Here is a 23,636-nt window from a genome sequence, read left to right as displayed (position 1 = left end):
GTCATTATTTTTGGACTGTTCCTGGGAGAACTCCTTTTTCCACTTATCCAAGTGATGAGTGTGTACTCCTTTTTGTCTGCACCAAGCTCCCAGTTCTTCATCTGATAGTTTGGCTGCTTCAATCAGGGCCTCAAGTTTTTCTTTAGAGGACCAATCCTGGGGACGTTTTTCATGTTTAGCCATCGTGGTACTTCCTGGGTGCTGGATTGTTTTAAGCCAGTATCGCATGGTAGACGCAGGTACTCCCATATCTTTGGCGACCTGAGCTTGAGAATTAGAACCTGTAAGTACCATTTTGACTACATTTTCCTTAAAATGCAAAGAGTAAGACATTGAAATAACTCCTGCCCCTTGTAATATTAAAAAATAGGATAAAAGAGATTTTTGGCTCCAAGAGGAGGCCCCCCGGGGGGCCTCCTCTTGGCCCTCCCTCAAAATTCATCCAAGGCGACATCTATCCTGACACATGGGGGCGGTAGACTTGTTTCAAAAAGTTCGCCCTTTTTATCGACTTGTCGTATCATTTCGATAAGTTGATCACGAGTCCATTGGGTATCCCAATCCCATATATGGAGTTGCTGAATTTCCTCTGACGTGTATCCAAGCATTTTAGCAAAACGTTTGTTCGCTTCATGGATGCTTCCATCCTCATTTAATACAACGATTCCATCCCTGGATTGATCAACCAGTATTTTTCGTCGAGTAGCCTCTTCATGGAGTGCCTCCTCCGCCCACTTGCGCTTTGTAATATCCGTAGTGAACCCCTGATAGTAAATGATAAGCCCATGCTCATCCTGAACTGCGTGGGCATTTATGGACGCCCAGAACTTGGTTCCGTCCTTGCGCCTGAACTGGCGTTCATGTTCAACCACTTTGCCTTGTTCCTGCATCAGGCGCATGAATTCCTCGCGGTCATCAGGGTTGGAACACATTTGCGTAGCAATGTCTGGAACGGACTCGATCATTTCTTCAGGTGAGTTATAGCCGTACATTCTGGCAAGGGCCGGATTGACTGATATGTAGCGGCCATCAGGCGTTGACGTGAAGATCCCGATGGGGGCTATCCATCAGGATGTCATGAAGCTCAGGGAAGTTGGTTGAGACGGGTTGATTTTTCTTCTTAGGAGATCGGGGCATGATCAACTCCACAAAAAAATACAATTGGGGAAAAAGAGTAAAGACGTATTTCTGATCGAATATCTTTGCTGGTAAATTAAACTTTAGCTAAAAGCAATAATATTAATCTGATGAGGAGCTGTTCTCAATATCTGGACTAAAGATGTAGCAGGGTCAAGACTACGTGCATGTTCATAGTAAAGTTCAAGCCTGCCTGAATGATGAAGCCTTGTTATGCCAGTCTTGAAAACAATTGACCTGGACTATGCCATGCCGATAGCCGGATTCTTCTCATGAAGACTGACCATACCTGCCTGATGCATAAAAAGCTCCACCCGCATCCGGGTGATGGGGCTGCCTCAGCGACAACCCCATCCTGCCAAAGAATCAAATCCTCCAAGTGCCAAATCACCCATCACTGTCCGGCACGCACGGCACGCACGTAATTGCTATTGGACTTACTGCCGTGGCCCACGTAGCCGAGGCTGAAGTTGACGAGCCACGCGCTGCTCGCATAGTAGGCGTCGGTAGTAGACGACCAGTAATAGGACGATCGCACGTCCATTAATTTTTTACACTCCGAATTATACAGCCCCTTTAATTCATCCTTTGTTGGTAGCCTCCAGCCGGAATGTCCTCCCAGGGATAGGCCGGAGGCATAGCTCATGGCCTGATGCCATTCCATTTCTCCAGCCGTAGCCTTCTGCCACATAAGGCCACTACCGTTGTCGGTTACAGTCCCGTCTCCATTGTCCTCGCATTGCCCGCCACCAGCGCCAAAAGCTGTACCGGATATGACCAGCCCGGCCAGACAAAGCATGAATGCCATTGCCACAATTACAACCCACTTTTGTTGTACTGTCTTCATGTTTTCCTCTTTAAGTTAAAGAATATTGTCCAGGTTTCCTGGTTATAAGCACTATACATGCCATAACAAAAAAATGAGTAATAACAATAGATAACAGAAAAAACTGCTTGATCTGGCCTCAAAGTGTACGCCAACTTGGTTGGCAGTAGTTGACACTGGGTTTGTTGGCAGTTCAGGAAATTCGCGTTACGAAATCAGTGGAGGGAGTTTCTGCCTGAGTCCGTGAATAAGCAGCATAGGAAAGTAATAGCAAGATTTTTATGCGGTCAGGCCAGTGGTGAAGGCCGCCGTAGTAGCTTTGGTCAGGATGTTTTGACTGACCCGGTTGAGGATACATGGGGGGCAAGACTACGTGCATGTTCAGAGAGATGTCTATGCCTGCCTGAATGATAAAGCCTTGTTATGCCAGTCTTGAAAACAATTGAACTGGACTATGCCATGGCCATAGCCGTTGTTGTGTGTTGGGTTATGTTGGAATCTGCCCTAAAGAGCAGCAAACACTCTTTCCCCCACTGGACAAAGAGTGTTTGCTACAAAAGTAATATGGGAACTACAGATGCTCAGTAATGTTATCCCGCCTGCGCTATGGGAAGCCAAAAATCAACTTCACCCAGATCATGCACATTTCCCAGACGGTCAATAAAGAACAAGTGGTTATGAAATGTTGCTATGTATACATTATTGGCGGGGTAGTATCTGTATAGTATTCCAGAAAGTTCATGAGTTTGTTGCTGAGAAGTAGATTCTAAAATTTCTGGAACCAAATATTCAAGCCAGTTAAATATGATGTCAGCTTTTTCGCTATCAGTTATTTCGGGGGCAGGGCTTGGACCACCAACTCTTGTTAACGTAAAAGATTCAGGAGCATCATTGCTATCTGTTTTAAACTTGCCTGATAATTCATTGCCATTAAGAAATCCATTGATTCCAACCTGATTAAATTTTCTGGACTCCCCTGTCCTGAAAAAGCCAGCAGCGATATCCCCTTCTTTGAACAACCTTCCGGTTACAGGTCCTTGCATTCCTGTAAAGCTCTGAACTACGCCGTTTGTGTCAACATTAAATACAACATCATAGCTGCCCAGTTGGCCTCTCCAAGTTCCTTGCATAGCTCCAGCATCACGAACTTTAAATATCTCGGAACGTAATGTTCGACCGGAGTCATCAATAAAAAAATCTGCGTATCCTGTTGTATTGGAAGTAAGCTGGCCAGAACCAAGCGCAATACCAGGCATGCTGACTTCTAACCTTCCGTTACCAGAAACATTATAAGTCATGACAATGCCAGGAGTAAGAAAAACGCCCATATCAGTAATCGTACCTCTTCCATCTGGTAACATGTAATGACAAGGAATATCGTCTGGGTATAAATCATTGATGTCGCATCCAATCCACGGCCCAGAAAAAGTAGAGTTATCATAAGCCATGGCCTTAGAGGCATTCAGTCCAATAAGTGTAAACACACAGACAAATACAACTAAACTTGAAAATATTTTGAATAATTTTGACATGTGTTGCTCTCCATTTGATAATGATGTTTTTCGGTTCCTATCACCAGTTGAATTAATGAGGACAGTTCATCCTTTTCCAGTAGCGAATATGTTCATCATCTATAGTACCATCGGGATAATACCAAATTCTTAATACATCTATTTTATTTGCGTCTATTTGATGTCTGTATGTTGCAGTTTGGTCTCCTCTATTGACGCCATCAGCGGTACGAAATAAGAGTGTATTGCTTCCTTGAAGTACATAGGGAATTGATACTGTGGTACTCATGCCGCTGTACTGAAAATCAACCTGATTATGAGATACAAATGTATGGCACATGCCCACATGATTAGGATCACTATATCTATGCTCCACCCAGGTCTCTCCAATCCTGACAGGTCCGAAACCTATAAGATCGCCATTGCCATTTCCAGGGTCTATAAGATCAACCCAGAAATCAACGTCTCCAAGGTCATGGGGTGTACCACTTTGATCAATAAACCAGAGACGGTCTATGAATGTTGCAAGATAAACATTGGTGTCAGGGTAATACCTGTAGTAAAATGATGCGAGCTTTAGTGTTGGTTGAGGAGATGGAGAAAGAATCTGAGGAAACTGTGGTTCAAGCCAGTCAAAGATGATGTTGGCCTTTTCTAAATCAGTCAAATTATCTCTGGCATGAGAGGTGTTGTGGATCACAGTTCCTGTCAGCAGAGTAAAGATAAAAAAAATCAGGATAAAAATTTTTTTCATTTTTAAATCTCCTTTAAAAAGTTTAGCGAATAATAGCCGGCTTCTATTGCGGTTGATTATCGTTTCAGGCAGTGCACTTAGAGTTGACAAAATACCAAACCACTAGCCAAAAATATCAACGAGTGGTTTGGTAAACATGCAATCAGTTGTTTTATTACCATGGCCTGGGCCAAGTGTTCATATTTAGTGACTTACTCGTTCATTTCTGTAACAAACAACAAGAAAATTTGAGATAAAAGCGGGAATAGTCGCTGGGCATTGGGACTGTCCCTCGCTGGGAACTAATTCCCGGTACATGCATTTCGCCTTAGTAAGCACCAATATCGGCAAAGCCAAAGTGTGAGTTGCGGGGACTGTCCCAGCTATGATTAAATATCCTTTTCTTTCATTGGGTTGCGGACACAGCCCGCATTAGAAAAAATAGCCGCAATCTTCACCATACCGTTGACACTGATCACGACCAGACATCAGCTTGGAGGGTTCCGTCGCAACAACCAGGACCAGCAGCGATAACCCCGCCCGACCCGGGCAAGGACAAACAACCCCGCCAGCCAGAGCCAGGCGTCTCCAATGCGCTGGTAGATCGTGATTTCTTCCGGAATATGCAGTGCGGCCTGGCGCACGGCGCGTTCATTCATGGGCGTAAGGGAGCCCTTTACGATTTCTCCGCTGGCTTTGATATGGGCGCCGAACCCGGAATTCGTGCCCCGCACCAGGGGTCTGCGCTGCTCTACCGCCCGGAAAAGGGCCAGACTCAGGTGAAGTTCTGCGGCTCTGTCGGACATGAACCAGGCGTCGTTGGAAACATTGATAAAGGCCCTGGCGCCCAGGGCAACACCCTCCCTGGTCATCTCGGGGAAGCCGCTCTCAAAGCAGATCAAGGGCTGCACTTTAAGGCCACGGGGCAGAGAAAACACTTCCGGTCCAGGACCGGGCACATATTCCATCTGCCTGGCCATTTTGTTGTAAAGCCATGGCCATTTCCCGCGCAAAGGAGCTGCCTCCCCAAAAGGAACTAGCTTGTATTTACGATAGATAACCCGGCATTGGCTTTCGTCCACCAGCATGAGCGTATTGTAAACAGTATATTGTTCCTGTTTTGGAATCTCTGAAAGAGCATGGCCTTTCTTCAGACCGTCCCCTGATTCCCGGGAGTTCAGCCGGTGATTTTCCAGGCAGGCCAGGACAATGGGGCCATTAGCCAGCTCGGCGGTCCGCTCCATGCCGCGATTTTCAAAAAAATCACATCCACAGTACACTGCGCGGGACACCTCCGGCCAGACAACCAGGTCCGCGGATGGAAAATTCGGGGCCGTGGTCTCGGTCATCATCTGCATGACCCCCAGGCTGCCTCTATACGGCTCGTCTAGTTCCTGACCAAAAGCACCCACGACGGGTATATCGGGTTGGATGGTCCTGACGGTAAAGAATTCATTTTGAAAGTCATTTTGGAGCGCGTTCTGCTCCAGACGCTGAAAATGGCTCAGCCGCAGGCCGCCGTAGCCGAGAAAAAGCGTCAGGACAAGTCCTGTCGCGGCCAAATAAAGGAGACACCGTCTGGTCCGGTTGACGTTGGCCAAGACATGGGCAAGCAGCCAGTTGATCAGGAGAAAGAAAAAATCCACCAGGGCATATCCGCCAATGTCCGCAGTCTGAATGGCCAGAGGCAGGGAGTAGAGGCTGAGTGCGGGTGAGCCGGGACAGGGGGCCGGAAGAATAAAAACGAGCAAAGTCAGCAGGGCCGCGCTGAAGATAGGACCGGGCTCCCTGCCCCGGGCCTGTAAAAAGCCCTGGACAAGTCCGAAAAGCGCGTAGGGCAGGCCCTGGACAAGAGCAAAAATCAGAGTTCCCAGGATGGACAGGGCAACGGACCAGCCCATGAGATGATCAAAAGAATGAAAAACCCAGAACGTGGACACCAGCCAGAACAGAGAACCCCCGGCTAAGCCCCAGAACATCCCGGCCAAAGGCCCGGTGTTTCGCAGGGCCAGAGCAAAAGGCACTAAGGCTGCAAAGGGCAGCCATGGCCAGGGGGTGGAAGGCAGGCAGAGCCAGACCAGAAATCCGGCGCCAGCGATGCCTGCCAGACGTGAAAAGAAGTGCATCCAGACCATATTACGCTATTAGAACGTGTTCATCTGCTGTTTCTGGAACTAGTTTCCATCCGAAAAGTCTTTCTTTCCGGATGCTGGAACTATTGGTTTTCTTTCCGGAAACGAGGAGTTTTTTCTTCTGGCAAGGAAATCAAGCAATTATGAGGAGGCGTATCTTAATACGTTGACGAATAATTGTGCGGATTGACGCAGCCAAAAGGGAAAAGAACCGTTTCCGGATGAAAACGAACTAGACAGCACAAACCATAACCCATCCCGCCCAAGACCCCAAGAGCCAAATAACCGAATTGTCAAATCACCCATCACTGTGCCCAGCGCACGGCGCGTACATAGTGTTCAATCCACATGTAGATTGGGACGTTTTGGAAGTCGACGCGCCATGCGCCGCCCTTACCGACGACGACGGGAGTATCGGACCAGTAATAATACTCTGGATGGTCAATCAAATTTATACACTCCGATTTAAACAGTCGCTCTAGTTCATTCCATGTTGGCAGCCGCCAGTTGGAATATCCTCCCAGGGATAGGTTGGAGGGATAGCGCCTGGCATCAGGCCAGTCCATATAGCCAGGCGTTGCCTTCTGCCACATGAGGCCAGAACCGTAGTCCGTAAGGGTCCCGTCTCCATTGTCCTCGCATTGCCCGCCACCAGCGCCAAAAGCTGTACCGGACATGACCAGCCCGGCCAGAAACAGCATGAATGCTATCGCAGTAATTACAAACCACTTTTGTTGTAACATCTTTATGTTTGCATCCTTAAGTTAAAAGATTACTGTCTATTTTCCTGATTATAAGCACTATACATGCCATAATAAAAAAATGAGTAATAACAACATAGAACAAAAAAAAATGCTTGATCAGGCCTCAAAGTGTGCGCCAACTTGGCTGGCAGTAGTTGGCACTGGGTTTGTGGGCAGTTCAGGAAATTCGCGTTACGAAATCAGTGGAGGGAGTTTCTGCCTGTGTCGGTGAATAAGCAGCATAGGAAAGTAATAGCAAGATTTTTATGCGGTCAGGCCGGTGGTGAAGGCCGCCACAGGGATGAATAATCATGCCTGCCCTGGAACATATCGGTTGGAACAGCAAGCCCCAGGAGGGTGGTAGTCTTCAAAATTCAGGGGCATGGACTATCTCCGGATGATAGCCGTTATGTTGTCAGTTGGGTTATGTTGTGAGGGTAAGAAATATCATGGGCAGACAGTATGGATATCCCATAAACTGCCTGCCCCATAGAATTTGACATCTAGCCATAGCCATCTTTACACAGGGCTACTAATTCCAATTTGCAATCAAGATGATCTTTATGTTTTTTATTATCAGCTCGTTGGTAACGCTATCTTATCTGCGGAGATCTGCGCAATCAGCGGCCGATACGCTTTGTCTTTGATCTTATCGGATGCACGAAGAAAGATGATTTTTAGCCGCTGATCTCGCTGATTTACGCTGATTAAAATCATTTTGATAGCAATCTAAAATTAGTGCCCGTAATGTCGGGGCATCCGACTTCCAGCCCGCTGCACATCCGCTCGTCCCTCGCTCCTGTTCCACGGCCTTCCAGTACGGATGCCCCGCTCGCTCCCTGCTTCCCCGCTGACTCCTGACCGGCTACTGCTGACCTGGGGAGAGGGCTAGGCGGAACCCTATGCCGTAGGACCAGTAGCCCGGCCAGTGGCGGCGAATGGCCGCGCGGCAGTACCAGGCGGGGTAGAACCAACTGCCGCCGCGAAAGACGCGGGTCGAGCCCGTCTCAGGCCCCTGCGGATTATCCCGAGGACTCACGGAATAGTAGTTGGCGCCGTACCAGTCAGAAACCCATTCCCAGACATTCCCGGACATGTCATAAATGCCCAGCCCGTTGGCCGCTTTGGTCCCCACTTCATGGGTCAGGCCTCCGCTGTTGCTGGAATACCAGCCCAGACTGTCCAGATCATCGCCTCCGGCATACTTCTCGGCCCGGCCTCCGCTGCGGGCAGCGTACTCCCACTCGGCCTCGGTGGGCAGGCGGAAGGTGCTGGAGCCTCGGGCATTCAGCTCGGTGATGAACCCCTGCACGTCATTCCAGCTCACCCACTCCACAGGATAGTTGTTCCCGGACTGGAACCTCGACGGATTGCTGCCCATGATCTGGGTCCACTGGCCCTGGGTCACCTCGTACTTGCCCATCCAGAACCCGTCCAGGCAGATTTCGCGTACTGGAAGTTCATTAGTACGGCATTCATCATCCCAATCCCCGCAGCCCCTGTCAAAGCACCCCCCCGGAACCCAGACAAACTCCATGCCCGTGACCGGGTCGGTCCAGGTGTCGCCGGGGGAGGGTCCGCTTCCCTTAATCCTAAATTCTAACCAACCGTAATCACCCCAACTGCTTGATCCTGGAGATTGGCTATACTGCCTGACCCAGAGGCTGTCGCCATCACTGAAAGCATCGCCTGGAATTACCAGCTCTGAAAGGTCACTGGCTTCAATCCAGCCGTTTCCATAGATGTTGAATTCGCTTGTATCGAGGTAATCTCCAATCCAGAGCTGAAGCCAGTGAGTACCGTATTGTACATTCTCAACTCTGAAAACCTCCGAAGCATACGTATCCTGGGTGATATTCATGTTTACAGAATTTTTAACCTGATCTGACGTTATAAAATCTACTTCAAACTTTACCCAGTCAAAACTTGAGCCCCGGGACCAGGGAAGTATATATAAAATGGTATTATCATACTGTGCAAAATCCAATTTCAGATTGTACAGATCATCAACCTCAATCCAGCCTTCACCGAAAATGTTAAATGAGCTTGTGTTGACAAGACTTCCAGTATATTTTCCATCTACCTCATTTCCGGTCCACAGCCAGACCCAGGTGATTTCCTCAGGAACGTTTATGATGTCTCCGAAACTGACTGTATTAGAGGTTACAGGATTGACTGTCACTTCTGCTGATTCGACATTGACTGTGCACCCGTTACTTCCTGTACGCCAATCACTGTCCTCATATCCATCCTTGGTGGCCTTGACCCGGTAGTAATAAATACCGTCTGATCGTCCGGTGATGGAAGCGCTCAGGTTGCTGCCAGTGTAAGCTGTTCGCCGTCCTGAGGTAAAGGTTGAGTTCGTAGCTTCTTCAAGGACGTAAGTTACACCGCTGGTGGATGAACTTCCCCAGGATACGGTGTAGCTGCCGGTGGTGCTGGTGGGTGGGACCTGGATAGATGACGGAGTTCCTGCTGCAGTCCCTTCAACTGGAGTGGTTTTCCATGGATCAAACAGCACTCCGTCACTTATAGTATCTCCCTGGCCACCAGGATTGAGTTCCGCATGGAAAGGGCCGGTTTCATGGCCCCACCAGTTGTCCCGGGCGTCAATAATTATGTCTGCAGCACTTTGATTTCGCACCCCGAAGTTTTCGTTGTCCTCAATGATATTGTTTGTCAGAATCAGGTCGTTTTCCTGGTTGCTGACATCAACACCAATGGTATTGGCAGAAAAGGTATTACTTGCAACAGTGTGAAGTCCGGTACTGTTCTGAATAATCAGTCCGATACCGTTAGTGTTGGCAACAGTTGTGTTTTTCAGCGTCAGATTTCCACTGCCGGTTTTAACGATTCCATTGCCTAAGGACCCGCCATAGGTCACCTGACAATGCTCAAGCCGGGCCGAGCCCTGGTTCTGAATGTTGATGGCCCTCCAAACCGCCTCTTCGCCGCGGGTAAAAACTATGGGATTGCCGGACGTACCTACCGCGGACAGATGGCCATTGATTTCCAGGCCAACATTACCATTCAGTTTCACCCGGGTTCCCGGCTCAATGGTTAAAGTGGCCCCTTCATCAACCGTGACATAACCGACGATCCGGATGGGAGCGCCGGCAGGCCGCCAGGTCAGGTCGGCCGGTATAGAGCCTCTCAACACCCCGATGTCAGCCAGTTCGTTACCAGAAAAACTGTTGCTGGGATCGGTGGGAGGAGCGTCCTGTGCTTGCAGTATAATTCCATATCGGGTGTTGTTTTTGAACAGGCTGCCGCGTACGGTAACCGGGCCGCCATCTCTCAAAGTTAATCCTTCAACATTGCTCTCAAAAACCGAATCTTCCACCAGAACTTCGCCTGTATTAGCTGAAATAAGCAGTCCGATACCGCTAATACCGCCAGTGTTGGCAACAGTTGTGTTTTTCATCGTCAGATTTCCACTGCCGGTTTTAACGATCCCATTGCCTAAGGACCCGCCATAGGTCACCTGACAATGCTCAAGCCTGGCTGATCCCTGATTCTGAATGTTGATGGCCCTCCAATAACCGGCAGTCTCTTCCGAACCAGTAAAAATTACCGGATTGGCGGCCGTGCCTACTGCGGACAGGTAACCATTGATATCAATTCCAACATTCCAGTTGAACCTTAGTTCGACTCCTGGTTCAATGGTCAAGGTCACATTATCTAAAACACGTACATATGCCGTCACTCGATACGGGCTGTTCTCCTGAGTCAAAGTCATGTCTGACTGGATATTGCCTGAAAATTCCGTTTCAGCGTGACTCATATCTGCAAGACAAACAAGCAAAATAAGACTTATGGCTGTTGTAAGATAAATGCAACTTTTGTATTTTTCATATAAAGATAAATAAACACCATTAACAACTCTGTCTCCAATTTTTAATTTGCTCTGCATGTTAGCCTCCACGGCAATAAAATTAATATGAAAAAAGTACTCAAGGCGATATTGTTATTGCTACTCAATCAGATACTCAAGCCACTTATCAACCGTAAACCAGTCTTGTTAGCGATTTTCATAATGGTAATACACCACCCTGTCATAAATAAACAGAAAGATATTTGTTTATGGATAATCTTGATAAATCATCAGGTGTTCATATCACGGGAGCATTACGCGTTTCTGAAAACCAGATAGGGGACAGTCCCGAAGCCAGGGACAGTCCCTGTGCCAAGCCATGATAAACCGATTTTAACGCAAAAAAAGCTGTGACAAACACATCAATTTTTTCAGTTGTCAGAAACGCGTAACGCTCACTTCATATCCGCCGTAAGTTCTGATTCCAGTGCCTGAATAAAGCAATCCTGGGTTCCAGCGGGATTCCTCTGGATGGTCAGGGCTGATTTTCTGGTCATAGACGATAAATGTTCCAGCCTTTTGCAGATGGGCAGTTATGGACATGTCCGTATTGTCACACCATGATATTTCCTGCCGAAAAATGCTGAGAACTTCAGATTGAAATCATTGCCCTCTTTGAATTTTTTCCCTGCGAACCCAGCCTGTCCAGAAAATATTTACCCCATGAAACACAGCCTTTGGCTGTGGAGCGAGAGCTGGTATAATCAGGGGACAAAGCCTCAGTGGAGCGGATTAAATCGGGGCTTCTCTGTGTGAGAACAATTCTTTTCCTCACGCCAGGAAGCATTAAAGAAATTGCCTCACGCCAAGGCGCCAACATCGCCAGGGAAAGATTTTTCAAAGCAGGGAAGACCTGCTTTCATAAAAAGCACTCATCTCTGCGTCCTCTTCGCCTCAGCGTGAGAAAATCTTCTGCCTTTGCGTGAGGAATATCAAACGCGTTTCAAACAAAAACGCCCATCCCCGCCATAAAGGCAAGAGATGGGCGCATATAATCAAGACCTGGATGACCAGGCCACAACTGCTACATTACAACCCGGCACATGAAACCAGGCATCAAGCTGAAATATCTGAGGTGGACAGTTTTCTTTCATCCGTTGCTCATTTTTTTGTTAAGGGGATGGATCTATCGTGAAATGCTTCACATGATTTAAAGCATGATAATAATTTCGAGTCAAGAAAAAAATACTATTTTATTCAAGTTAAAAAAAATGGAACTGAAGACTACGTGCATTCACTAAGAGAAGTCCAAAACTGCCTGAATTGTCAAGCTTTCTTTTGTCAGTCTTCACGATTATCATAAGCTAAAAATTCTGATTATTCCTCTGACCCAAACACTTTTTCAATAAGCAGCTCGGCCATAGAGTGATCCTTCATTTCCTGAGTGATTGAGTAATCAAGACTCTTTGGCTTTCCATTGTTTTCTGGTTTTTCCCAAAATTGCCCAGGGCTTTTCCCCTCAGAGTCATAGGCGATCATTTTGGCGTATGGATAGTATGCCTGCCCCAAAGCATGGCCCCTGGATCAGCAGCTCCGGGAGGCAGGTAGTCTTCAAAATTCAGGGGGTGGACTATTCCAGAAAAATAGCCGTTATGTTGTGAACTGGGTTATGTTGCTAAGGTAAATAATATCAAAGGGCAGACAGTATGAATATCTCGTAAACTGCCTGCCCCATGAATGTGACGTTAAGCCGTTATATATCTTTATCCAGGACTACTTAATGCAGGCTCATCCGACTTCCATTCCTCACCCCCCTGCCTGCTTCCACTGCTACTGCTGACCTGAAACAAAGGGAATGTGGCCAAACCACCATTGCCTGGATTGTTATATGTTCTTACTCCTGAAAAGGCCCATCCTGAGTGAAAACCATGCCAGTGGTAATGGCTGATGGCCTGTCCTGAGATATCCTTTCCCAAGTATTTGCCTCCTGATAATATACCCAGACTCCGTCATCAAAGACAGCTACAAGCTCTTCGTTTCCGTCTCCGGAGATATCGCCTGTGGTCAGAAGTTCTGCGTGGTTGTCATGCAGCCACTCCCATGTACCTGTAGTGCTATTCATGTAATACACTCCCCATTCAGGCCAGCTGCAGGGGATATCTGCTCTGCCGTCTCCTGTCATGTCGCCTACTGCAAGAACCGGGGTATGAACTGTTGTCAGGTGGACCCAATTGTCATTTCTGTCACGGGTATAAATGCCGTATCCTTCCCAGGAGCCGACGAACTGATCAAAACCATCTCCAGTTATGTCTCCTGCATCAAAAGTATCAGGAGCGAGACCTACAAGCTGAGGCCAACTGCCAGAAACACTGTCTCGATAGTATGCTCCAAACTGTGACCAGCTGGCTATGATATCTTCCTGCCCATTTCCAGTCATATCACCAGTGGACATCTTTTCAGGAAAATAGGTTGTGAGCAGTTGCCAGTCATCAATGCTTGACTGATAAGCCCACATGCCAGAGCCAGGCCAGACACCTATGAGGTCGTCAGTACCGTCATTATCCAGGTCTGTTGCTACAATAGCAGTAGTTCCAGTAAATGGGAACCAGTCCACCCATGCTCTGCTTTGTGGGTTAAAATAGCGTATGCCTGAAGGAAATGCGCCTATGATGTAAGCTGCATGATGTTCTTCCCTGGTATACTCAGGCCATATAACTGTGGTCCTGCCTTCACTAATTGCCACCTCTTGATTGTCAGGAGTTTGCCATCCTTCAATGGACCTAAACTCAACATAGTAAGTACCTGAGGGTATCCCTGCCTCTCTATAGCCACTATTATACCACGTACCTGTATCAACTCTGCGCCACTGGGCTCCAGCTTCTACGGCTTCTGAAGGCAGAATATTAACTCGCAGAGAACCGAAATCATCTCCTGCCTGGTTAAAATTGGCTGTAAGGTATCTATCTGCATTCACTGTAAAGCTGTAACTGCTACTTGTAGAGACCTCACTGCCACCTTCAGTCCAATTCACAAACGTGTATCCATCATTTGCCTGGGCGCTGACAGTAACTCTCTGGCCATCTTCAAAAGTTCCCTCACCAGTGACTGTTCCTCCTTCAAATGGACTGGCTGAGAGGGAGATGGTGTAGGTGTCAGAGGGTATCTCGTTAAAATTAGCTACCAGAGTACGGTTACTGCTTACTGTAAAGCCGTAACTGCTACTTGTAGAGACCTCACTGCCACCTTCAGTCCAGTTCACAAACGTGTATCCATCATTTGCCTGTGCCCTGACTGTAATTCTCTGACCTTGCTCATATGTTCCACCACCAGAGACTGTTCCTCCATCAGAAGGACTGGCTGAAAGGGAGATGGTGTAGGTGTCAGAGGGTATCTCGTTAAAATTAGCTACCAGAGTACGGTTACTACTTACTGTAAAGCTGTAACTGCTACTTGTAGAGACCTCGCTGCCACCTTCAGTCCAATTCACAAACTCATATCCGTCATTGGCCTGGGCGCTGACTGTTGCCTGTTCTCCAGCATCATAGGTTCCACCGCCTGAGACAGCTCCTCCTTCAGATGGACTGGCCGAAAGAGAAATGGTGTAGGTATCCCAAACATAATTCACAGTCACAGCCTGATCCCCATCTATGGTTACAGAACAAGTCCTTTCAGCCGTACTCGTTGAGTCACATCCGCTCCAGGACGAGAATCTCGCACTACCGTGGGTGGTTGGTGCAGTCAGGGTGATCTGCGTGCCGTTGGGGATGTTCGTGTGGGTGTAGTTGGTCGTGCCTCCATAGTCTGAAGGACTTGCAGTGATGTCTACGTTATTTACTCGTGTAGAGTTGACAACCAAAGCCCCAATTGTCGAATGCCCCCCTCGCACGGCTCGCACTCGAAAAGTATTGCGCACGGTACTCCAACCTACACCCCCACCTGTGAAGCCAACCACCCACTTACCATCAGTTCTGGAGTCATAGGTAGTGGACGACCAATAATTAGACGAACTCGTATAAGGTAGAAAAAGTCTGTATGTAGCAGGTCTATAGGCAGTATCATCCACCAAAGTTTGCAGTTCATTGATGTTTGGAAGTCGCCAGTCATCGTATCCGGCTAATTCAAGGTTTTCAGCGTACGAAAGGGCAGAAGACCACTGATAAGTCCCGGGAGCAGTATTCTGCTGCCACATCAAGCCTGTAGTTGTATCTGTCACTGTACCATCGCCATTGTCAACAAAGTTGCTTGTTATTTGCCCACCACGCACAGCTCGAACGTAAAAACTATCTGATTTTTCATAAGTTGTATTCACTGAGCCAGTTAAAAAACCTACCACCCAAGCATCGCTTGTGCTGCTGCTGGATGTAGTAGCCGACCAGTATCTGTACACTGTATTAGGAAAGTAGTCAGTATTAATAGCCCGATAGCTCAGTCCGCGATTAACCAGAGAGGCAAGTTCTTGTCTGTTGGGCACACGCCAATTATCAAATCCCCCGAATTCCTCATTGTTCAATCGGGGAATAAACTGGTCCTTGGCATCTTGCCAGTTATATGTCTCATCCTTGTTGTCGTTGGTCTTGACCTCCCAAATTAGTCCAGTGATATTATCTCTGGTCATGATCCAACGACCTCCATGGTCCACATGACGTTCATCATCTGACAGCTCGACCCCGCCATAGCCTAATTTTGAATATGAGCGAGGTAGTCTCGGTTGATAGTGTCCATCCTGTCCATACATGAACTCCCCTGGTTGAATTGAATCGCAATATGTTTCGTTATGGCCAGAATTATAGCAGTAGAACTGGCCTGTGTCCGGGAAGGGGTAGTAGGCCTCTGACATAACAGAGGGTGCAGTAAACATCATGAGTAAAAATAAAGCAAGTATGCTCATTGGAATTGAGATTAAACGTTTTTTCATGTGTGCTCCTCCGTTGATTAAAAATTACTATGATTATTTTTATTCTTTAACTTAAGTACACTATTCCATCCACTCCAACCATTCCTGAACCGTTCCCCATTGATAGTATCTGCCTGCATAATGATAATACACCACCGCATCATAGGTCAGCAGAAAGATATCCTTTTCGGGGTAATATCGGTAAAACATCCTGTGCTCATATCCATCATATTCCTGAGTGGATTGGCCTTGAGGGTAAAACCAGTCTGGATAAAGTGATTCAGCTGCGTTAAAAATAGCTATTGCATTCTGCTTTTCTTCATCAGGGTCTGCATCCTCATAAGAACCTATAGCTCTGTAGCCACTTGTAGCTCTAAGCATACCTCTCTGGTCTATATAAGGAGCATCATTCCAGTCTCCATCTCCAGCACTTTCAGGAATTGCATAGGCAGGGCTGTCTGAGGGTATGGCATGTGTCTTAGTGAAGCCGCCATTGTCTGCCAGGGGTTGGAGGAGCGGATCGTCTGTGATTATGTTTGTGCCGTCTGGGTAGCCCCCGGCAAAGATAGACCAGGAAACCTCTGGTGAGGATGTTCCAGCATTAATATGCTCATCTCCAGAGCCTGTTGCTGAGTTACCCCAGAAAATACTGTTTTTGATTACAGGGTTGCTGTCTTCGTTGAGCATTCCTCCACCGTAAGTAGCAGAATTATTTGTGATTGTGGTATTCATGAGTATAGGATTGCTATTTCTTGTATTAAATATACCTCCGCCTTCTTCAGCATGATTATTGCTTATAGTGACATTTGTCATAGTAGGGTTACTCGGGGAAGCTTGCCATACAGGTCTAGGACCATTATATATTCCACCACCACTAATTGATGCTTTATTATTGCTTATAGTAACATTAATCAAAGTAGGATTGCAGGATGAATTATAAATTCCGCCCCCATTATTTGACACTTCATTTCCATTCACGATAACATTGGTTAGAATGTGATTACTGTATAAATTATAAATACCGCCGCCAGATAATGCATTGTTCTCACGTATGGTAACCTTTGTAAGAGTGGGGTCGCTGGAGTAGTTATAAATTCCACCTCCTTCACTATTACTGCTATTATTACTTATAATAACATTGATCAAAGTAGGATTGCTGTCGGAGTTATAAATACCACCGCCCATACCGGATGCTTCATTATCAGTTATAATAACGTTTTTTAAGGTGGGATTGCTGTTTGAGTTATACATTCCTCCACCTCTACTTATATTGCTATTATTGCTTATAGTAACGTTGGTTAAAATGGGATTACTGCTTATGTTATAAATTCCACCCCCTTTGTTCATATTTATGATAACGTTGATTAAATTGGGGTTGCTTTTGTTGTTATAAAAACCACTGTAACTTGAATTAGTAACTATCGCCCCGTCCAGGATAGCGGTCTCATTCATCTCCGTTGCTTCCGGATGATAAAATACATGATATGTGTTATCGCTATCATCACCTTCTACACCAATATCCCCACTGAATATGGTCTCATTGGCTTCAAAATCCCGCTCTTCTAATTTAGTCTCATTACCAATAAACCCTCCATACACAGTAACTCCATTTCTCAAGCTGAAGTGAACCTCTCTTGTCCTGAAAGTGCTATTCGGATGCCCCGTAGGCAAATAAGTCCCAGCAGCAACCCAAACCTGTGAATAGCGATCATCCACAGCAGCCAGTTCAATAGCCTCCTGGGGATCGCCAAAGGCATTGGCCCAGCTTGTGCCATCACCTGTACCGTCCTCTGTGACATACAGCACTCCGGAATAGGCAGGTATGGCTATGAAAATAAAAAGAAACGTAATCACGGCTGATAAGAAGGGTTTGTTGGAAGGCATAGCGGGTAACTCCTTTGGGTTTGAAATAACAAAAAAGCCCATCTCTGCCATAAAAGGCAGAAACGGGCTTAAAAATCTACAAGCACCAAGTTATCTGATAAATCCAAGGCCTGGTGCAGGGACCAGCCTTGTTCTGTGAGGTGGTTAAAAAACATATATTGCCCCTAATTTTTAGAAATGTTTATCTTATATACCCATATATTGCAATATACTTTTTATAACATACCTGTGTGGAGGGTTTATACAAGCTTTTAGTCTGGCTGTGCCCAGCAAGGCGAGTGGCTTAAATCCTAAAAATTCTGATGCATTTGAGGTCGACTAAAATATCTCAAATAAAAAATGCAGGGATGGGTAGCGCAAACAGGTTCACAGGTGCCTGTCACCTGCTTTCACTTCCGGACTGAACATTATTTCTTCATTTTCCCCAGCCTGCGTTTCAGATCGGCTAGTTCTGCAAATGCCTGTTCCTTCTGCCGTCGCTCATATTCCTTCTGCCGTCGCTCCTCTTCTTCTCTTGCCCTGGCTTCTTTTTCTTTCATCCTGGCTTCATCCTCTCTGGTCCTGGCTTCTTCCAGCTCCTTTCTGGTCGTCTCCAGGGCCTCGGCATGGGAACGTTCCTTGCGTTTGAGCAGATCCAGGTATTCATCCTCCACGTCCATTTCTTCGCGGATGGCCCTGTCCAGGGCGGCACGGGCCAGACGATCCTGGACGGCCCGGAATTCTTCCGGAAGCTCGCCTTCGTAAAGCTTGAGGTGGCCGTTGCCCTGAATGGAATCAAATGAACCAGGCTCATGAAGCCTTTTGAAAAGCTTAACTTAAAAAATAAAGTGGGTCCGACCTGTCCACAAGGGGGCTAACAATGAAACCAAGGACAATAACGAAAAGCAAAACCAATTACTTATGGTGCCACCAAATCCTAAACCGCGTAACAATAAACCAGATAAAACCAATCCAAACCATAAAGGCTGGAATAGTTGTATTGACATTGTTACTTCCACTTTCTGCTTGAATGGCAATAATGAGCCATACAAGTCCAACTATCAAAAGAAAAACCGAACCTAGGGTATGAAGTTTTAATCGCTTACTCGTTTCCTGGACTGTTGTCAGTGGGGTGCCTACTGCCTTTGTGTCCATGGCGGAAGAAATAGGGTTGCCACAATTAGGGCAAGCTACTGCGGACGTTGACACACTTTTTCCGCATTCGGGACAGTTGATTAAAGCCATGAAAAATACCTCCAGTTTTACACAAAAAAACAAGCCGAACATTCCCTTGTTGCCTAGACCCTAACCGGGCCTTGAAAACTAGACAAGCTTCCCAAAGCTACCTGAAATTTCCCATAACCTAAACCGCTGGACCTGTCCACAAGTGGGAACTGTCCCGATTGTCCCGATTTTGTTTTTTGAAAATTCAAAAGCGGGCCACTGAAAAGCCTTGACTGGCAAGGGCTAAAGGGCTGTCTGTCCCGATTGTCCCGAAAGTCCCAGTTTATATATAGACCCCCTTCAACTTTTTGGCATAGGGTGAAAAGCTGACCCCCCTGTGAACTACTTTTCAAAAAAATGTACAAAAAATGTACAAAAAGCCTAGTTTTTCCTACCTATAAAAAAGGGTTTACAGGAAAAACCCTGTAAACCCTAAATTTATTGGCGCGCCCGCCCCGACTCGAACGGGGGGCCTGCGGATTCGAAGTCCAACTTCTTCTTCAACCCGGCAGTGCCGCAATAACTGGATCACGGGTAATCCTTGGGATGCCGAGCCATCCCGGCCCGGACCGGATTAAGAACGACATAGCGGCACAACTCCAACAGGAGGGAGTCCTTCTCGACCACAATGGATTTGAAACGTCCCTGAAAGACATGCCCTGCGAGAGGTTTCCATCCGGTGTCTCGATCAAGAGGTGAGGTTCCTCGACACAATGAGTGGATTTGAACAAATAGTTCAGCGTTTTTTTACGTGCGTTAAGCGACTCCCATCAGCGGAGATCTGCGAGATCAGCGGTAAAATTCTTCTGGCTTGATTCTTCAAGCATCAAGGCAAAGATAAAAAGTTTTTTGCCGCTGATTGCGCAGATCTACGCTGATAAGAGAAATATTAATTCTGGTTCCTCGACACAATGAGTGAATTTGAACAAAATCCACGGCTAATGTCGAAGAGCCAAGAGGTGATTGCCCATAAGGCAATATCCATGGCAGATCCAGTTGTACCGCTCAACCAGATCGGCAAGGATGGAGAGAAACAACAACCGGTCGTTTCCCCCCAGAAAGATCTCTGATCGAGCGTTCCCCCGGGCAGTCACATGATAGAGGGCGCCGGGAAACTCAATCCGAAGCGGTCTGGCCATGCGCACACCTTACCTGAAAGAAAATTAAAAATACAAGCCCTGCCCTCGATTTCCCAGGATGCCCCGCCCTCAAGCCCGCCACACCAAGCTCAGCAAGCGCCATGGCGACGGGCCGCCTCCGTCCTTTCTTCCTGACCAAAGTCTGGAGAGTGGCGTCTCGGCTTTGTGCTGACCACGATCCAGAAAAAGCAACGCCGCCCATCCCGAAAGGGACAGGCGGCGTTGAGCAGGGGGGAGATGAGTTGACCCAGGGACAAAGATAATCCAGGCAAGTGTCGAGGCTCCAAATCAGCCTGCGGAGGAACATCCAGTAATTAAAATTTTCTTATAACCCTGGATCTCGGCTTTGAATGTGCATTACGCACGGCACGAACGTAGTAGCTATTCGACTTATTGTTGTTGTTCACGTTTCCGTTGTTGAAGTTGACGTGCCACGCGTTGTTCGTATTGTTGGCGTTGGTAGTAGACGACCAGTAGGCCGGGAAGGACAATTCAATCATACCTTTACAGGGAGAATAGTACAGCTCTTCTAGTCGATCTCTGCCCGGCAACCACCAGTCGGAATGCCCAGCCAATGAAAGGCCGGATGCATAGCTCATGGCCGCATCCCAGTTCATTGGTCCAGCCGTTGCTTTCTGCCACATCAGTCCGGTTCCGTTATCCGTTACTGTTCCGTCTCCATTGTCCACGCACCTGTCGGCAAAGGCCGTGCCTGAAAGGACCAGCCCGGTCAGGCAGAGTACGAAAGCCATGGTTGCAACCGCGTAAAGCTTTTTCATGATTTTTTATCCTGTTGAGGTTGGACAGTTATGGTCTTGCATCTCTTTTAGCACTATTCATGCCATGAATAAAACTGTAGAAATCCAATATATTACAGAAAACGCCAACCGCTTAAAGCCGCACTGTTTGCGCCCACTTGGTTGGCACTGCCAGGATTCTTGGCGATCCGAGAGATGTCCGGAAGCTGTTCCGGTGTCGTGTTCGAATTGGATAGGGTCAGGTCTTGTTTTTCAACTTATCTCGTTCCTTTTTGATGATCCTGCTGACAGTGGCATAATGGATAGTATGCCTGTCCCCGAATCGTGAGCCTGGATCAGCAGCGCCGGGAGGCAGGTAGTCTTCAAAATTCAGTGGGCTGGACTACTGCAGAAACATAGCCGTTGTTGTCAGTTTGGTTATGTTGCTGTAGGCAAAGTAAAAAACACTTTTGTTCCTTTGCCCGGCCCACTTTCAACCCAGATTTTACCTCCATGCTTCTCCACGAATTCTTTGCACAAAATCAGCCCAAGGCCAGTTCCTTTTTCTCCATTAGTTCCATACTGACTTTTGCTTTTATCTATAGAGAAGATTTTGGAAATAATGGCTTCATCCATGCCTATTCCGTCATCTTGGACACAGACTTCAACATTTGATCCAGCCTTCCTGGCGGTTACAGATATATTCCCATCAGGATTTGTAAACTTGACCGAGTTGAAGGTTATATTACGGATAACAGCATTGATCATGGGCTGGTCAGCCAACACTTCAATGTCTTGGGGGACGTTGCAACTTATAGTAATGCCTTTTTTTTTGGCTACATCCTGAGCTGTATAAAGACTTGATCTGGCCAGCTCATCAAGGCTGCATTCTTCAGGACTGAAATCCATGCCCCCCTGACTGATGCGCGCCCATTGCATCAGATCGTTTAGGAGATCAAGTGCATTTTCCGTACTCTTATGCATTTCAGCCGATATGATACTAATGTCTTTACGAGACAAAACTTCTGCTTCCTGAGCAAGGATTTTCGAGGTGGCGCATACACCAGCCATGGGGGACTTCAAATCATGAGCAATGATGGAGAAAAGCTTGTCCTTTTCAGCATTAACCTTCTGAAGCTGTTTATTGATGGTCCTGATGTCCTCTTCGGCCTGTTTGCGCTCGGTTACGTCACGACAGACGCAAAAAACGAGCTTTTGTCCGCCGATCACAGCTCCGTTAGTGCTGATTTCAACGACAAAGGAGATTCCATCCTTACGTTGGTGACGGTAGATGTCAAGAAAGATGTCGCATCTAAACCGCGATTTTTTCTGTGTTAGAGGTTCTTTTTTTGTTCAAGGTAACTTCAGCAGGCGCGGTCCAACTTCTGGTACGACCTGACCACCTTTCAGGTTTTGCCATCTTTGCTCTTTGATAAACCATCTTGCGTTTGGCTAAGATTCTCCTGTCCCGGCCAGCATGCCGATCATTGGGAGTCACGTATGCCAGATTGCTGTGGCGGTGTTCATGGTTGTACCAATTAACAAAACCTTCAACCCATGTTCTGGCATCAGTCAAGCTTGCAAAGGGCTTTTGAGGATACCAAGGGCGATATTTCAAAGTCTTGAACAAGGCTTCTGAGTAGGCATTGTCATTACTTACGCTTGGCCTTGAAAAGGATGGCATAACCCCCAGTCGCTGCAATGTGGCCAACATGGTTGCTCCCTTCATGGGAGATCCGTTATCCGAATGCAGAACCAGCTGGTCTTTGCCTACGTTTTCCAGGTGACATCCTTCCGTGATCAAGGCGCTGGCAAAGTCGGAATCTTCCCGGGTGTGTATCTGCCAGGTGATAACCTTTCTGCTGTAAAGATCAATGACCATGTAAAGGTAAAAAAAATCACCTTTAACTGGACTTGGAAGATAGGTAATATCCCAGGTCCAGACCTCATTCGGAGCCGTAGTTTTCAGTTCCTCTGGCTTGATATTTTTCTTGGCTTTTGAGGGCTGCCTGTGAGTGTTTTGACCTTCTTCCCGAAGTATTCGGTAAATGGTCGCCTCGGACGCCAGATATATTTCCTTATCGGCAAGGTCAGCAACGATCTGATGCGGACTCAAGCTTCTGTACTTCGGACTGTTGATGACTTTGAGTATTCTTTGACGTTCCATTTTGCTCAGCTTGTTGAGTGGTTTTCGGCTTGATTGCTTACGTTTATCTTCAAGCTTTTCAGCGTTTTGCCATCGTTGAATGGTCCTTGGAGTTAACCCGATTATGGCACAGGCCTTTTTCAACCTGGCTCCCGACTGACATGCTTCTTCTACAAGTGTCAGGATGCGTCTTTTTTCCTGGGAATGGATTAATCGTCCTCTTTGTCCCCCCAGATAGCATCCACTTTTTTTTTGAGTACTAAGAGGGCGGTGGTTTCAGCCAGTGCTTTATCCTTACGGTTAAGCTCTTTTTTAAGGCCTTTAAGTTCTTTTTTTAACTGACGGACATTACCGTCATTATTTTTGGACTGTTCCTGGGAGAACTCATTTTTCCACTTATCCAAGTGATGAGTGTGTACTCCTTTTTGTCTGCACCAAGCTCCCAGTTCTTCATCTGATAGTTTGGCTGCTTCAATCAGGGCCTCAAGTTTTTCTTTAGAGGACCAATCCTGGGGACGTTTTTCATGTTTAGCCATCGTGGTACTTCCTGGGTGCTGGATTGTTTTAAGCCAGTATCGCATGGTAGACGCAGGTACTCCCATATCTTTGGCGACCTGAGCTTGAGAATTAGAACCTGTAAGTACCATTTTGACTACATTTTCCTTAAAATGCAAAGAGTAAGACATTGAAATAACTCCTGCCCCTTGTAATATTAAAAAATAGGATAAAAGAGATTT

16 protein-coding genes are annotated in these 23,636 nt (G+C 46.9%); all 16 read right to left on the bottom strand.

Translation table 11 applies throughout. From position 1 onward, the window contains the following. Positions 1-333 (bottom strand): transposase (locus LZ23_RS08370; protein ID WP_045213244.1); only part of this gene is annotated, 333 nt, incomplete at its 3' end. 98 nt (positions 334-431) lie between these two features. Then, entirely contained in the window at positions 432-1,049 is a 618-nt protein-coding gene (locus LZ23_RS08365; RefSeq protein ID WP_269745167.1) for a PAS domain-containing protein, read from the bottom strand. A 482-nt stretch (positions 1,050-1,531) separates the two neighbouring features. Further along, on the bottom strand, positions 1,532-1,984 hold the full coding sequence (locus LZ23_RS08360) for an Lcl C-terminal domain-containing protein (protein ID WP_045213240.1): 453 nt from the start codon (positions 1,982-1,984) through the stop codon (positions 1,532-1,534). 569 nt (positions 1,985-2,553) lie between these two features. After that, positions 2,554-3,495, bottom strand: a complete 942-nt coding sequence (locus tag LZ23_RS08355) for a hypothetical protein (protein ID WP_045213236.1) — start codon at positions 3,493-3,495, stop codon at positions 2,554-2,556. Between the two features lie 52 nt (positions 3,496-3,547). After that, positions 3,548-4,228 carry a hypothetical protein gene (locus LZ23_RS08350; protein ID WP_045213235.1) on the bottom strand — a complete coding sequence of 227 codons (681 nt, stop codon included), beginning with the start codon at positions 4,226-4,228 and terminating at the stop codon, positions 3,548-3,550. 467 nt (positions 4,229-4,695) lie between these two features. After that, positions 4,696-6,342 (bottom strand): apolipoprotein N-acyltransferase, encoded by a 1,647-nt coding sequence (gene lnt, locus LZ23_RS08345; protein WP_045213234.1) that lies wholly within the window; start codon positions 6,340-6,342, stop codon positions 4,696-4,698. 302 nt (positions 6,343-6,644) lie between these two features. Next, positions 6,645-7,082: an Lcl C-terminal domain-containing protein gene (locus LZ23_RS08340; protein WP_045213233.1), complete on the bottom strand. Its 438-nt coding sequence runs from the start codon at positions 7,080-7,082 to the stop codon at positions 6,645-6,647. Positions 7,083-7,947: 865 nt separating this feature from the next. Next, positions 7,948-10,995: an SUMF1/EgtB/PvdO family nonheme iron enzyme gene (locus LZ23_RS22465; RefSeq protein WP_052507242.1), complete on the bottom strand. Its 3,048-nt coding sequence runs from the start codon at positions 10,993-10,995 to the stop codon at positions 7,948-7,950. Positions 10,996-11,334: 339 nt separating this feature from the next. Next, the gene (locus tag LZ23_RS23960) at positions 11,335-11,499 is read right to left on the bottom strand and encodes a hypothetical protein (protein WP_157493141.1); all 165 of its coding nucleotides are present in this window, start codon (positions 11,497-11,499) and stop codon (positions 11,335-11,337) included. A 1,291-nt stretch (positions 11,500-12,790) separates the two neighbouring features. Next, positions 12,791-15,811 carry a DUF1566 domain-containing protein gene (locus LZ23_RS08320; RefSeq protein ID WP_045213227.1) on the bottom strand — a complete coding sequence of 1,007 codons (3,021 nt, stop codon included), beginning with the start codon at positions 15,809-15,811 and terminating at the stop codon, positions 12,791-12,793. Between the two features lie 60 nt (positions 15,812-15,871). After that, positions 15,872-17,674, bottom strand: coding sequence for a right-handed parallel beta-helix repeat-containing protein (locus LZ23_RS22460; RefSeq protein ID WP_052507241.1), 1,803 nt, complete (start codon positions 17,672-17,674; stop codon positions 15,872-15,874). Positions 17,675-18,081: 407 nt separating this feature from the next. Beyond that, on the bottom strand, positions 18,082-18,327 hold the full coding sequence (locus LZ23_RS08310) for a hypothetical protein (protein WP_157493138.1): 246 nt from the start codon (positions 18,325-18,327) through the stop codon (positions 18,082-18,084). A 241-nt stretch (positions 18,328-18,568) separates the two neighbouring features. Continuing rightward, a complete protein-coding gene (locus tag LZ23_RS22455) occupies positions 18,569-18,898 on the bottom strand; it encodes a zinc ribbon domain-containing protein (RefSeq protein ID WP_052507239.1) in 330 nt (109 codons plus the stop codon). Between the two features lie 1,432 nt (positions 18,899-20,330). Next, on the bottom strand, positions 20,331-20,795 hold the full coding sequence (locus LZ23_RS08295; RefSeq protein WP_045213222.1) for an Lcl C-terminal domain-containing protein: 465 nt from the start codon (positions 20,793-20,795) through the stop codon (positions 20,331-20,333). Positions 20,796-21,191: 396 nt separating this feature from the next. Next, positions 21,192-22,046: a PAS domain-containing sensor histidine kinase gene (locus LZ23_RS08290; protein ID WP_269745166.1), complete on the bottom strand. Its 855-nt coding sequence runs from the start codon at positions 22,044-22,046 to the stop codon at positions 21,192-21,194. 19 nt (positions 22,047-22,065) lie between these two features. Beyond that, a protein-coding gene (locus LZ23_RS08285; protein ID WP_435050735.1) for an IS3 family transposase occupies positions 22,066-23,591 on the bottom strand; the annotation gives its coding sequence in 2 pieces (ribosomal slippage) (positions 22,066-23,156 and positions 23,156-23,591; 1,527 coding nt in all). Positions 23,592-23,636 lie beyond the last annotated feature (45 nt).

It is taken from the genome of Desulfonatronovibrio magnus (genome assembly GCF_000934755.1).
GTDB lineage: Bacteria > Desulfobacterota > Desulfovibrionia > Desulfovibrionales > Desulfonatronovibrionaceae > Desulfonatronovibrio > Desulfonatronovibrio magnus.
Note: the sequence above shows the minus strand (reverse complement) of the source record. Positions and strands in the feature narration are given on the sequence as shown.

Excerpts from the sequence above, each read along its gene's own strand:
- LZ23_RS08320 (WP_045213227.1), bottom strand. The coding sequence starts at position 15,811 with ATGAAAAAACGTTTAATCTCAATTCCAATGAGCATACTTGCTTTATTT.
- LZ23_RS08355 (WP_045213236.1), bottom strand. The coding sequence starts at position 3,495 with ATGTCAAAATTATTCAAAATATTTTCAAGTTTAGTTGTATTTGTCTGT.
- LZ23_RS23960 (WP_157493141.1), bottom strand. The coding sequence starts at position 11,499 with ATGTCCATAACTGCCCATCTGCAAAAGGCTGGAACATTTATCGTCTAT.
- LZ23_RS22465 (WP_052507242.1), bottom strand. The coding sequence starts at position 10,995 with ATGCAGAGCAAATTAAAAATTGGAGACAGAGTTGTTAATGGTGTTTAT.
- LZ23_RS08360 (WP_045213240.1), bottom strand. The coding sequence starts at position 1,984 with ATGAAGACAGTACAACAAAAGTGGGTTGTAATTGTGGCAATGGCATTC.
- LZ23_RS08350 (WP_045213235.1), bottom strand. The coding sequence starts at position 4,228 with ATGAAAAAAATTTTTATCCTGATTTTTTTTATCTTTACTCTGCTGACA.
- LZ23_RS22460 (WP_052507241.1), bottom strand. The coding sequence starts at position 17,674 with ATGCCTTCCAACAAACCCTTCTTATCAGCCGTGATTACGTTTCTTTTT.
- LZ23_RS08295 (WP_045213222.1), bottom strand. The coding sequence starts at position 20,795 with ATGAAAAAGCTTTACGCGGTTGCAACCATGGCTTTCGTACTCTGCCTG.
- lnt (WP_045213234.1), bottom strand. The coding sequence starts at position 6,342 with ATGGTCTGGATGCACTTCTTTTCACGTCTGGCAGGCATCGCTGGCGCC.
- LZ23_RS22455 (WP_052507239.1), bottom strand. The coding sequence starts at position 18,898 with ATGGCTTTAATCAACTGTCCCGAATGCGGAAAAAGTGTGTCAACGTCC.
- LZ23_RS08340 (WP_045213233.1), bottom strand. The coding sequence starts at position 7,082 with ATGTTACAACAAAAGTGGTTTGTAATTACTGCGATAGCATTCATGCTG.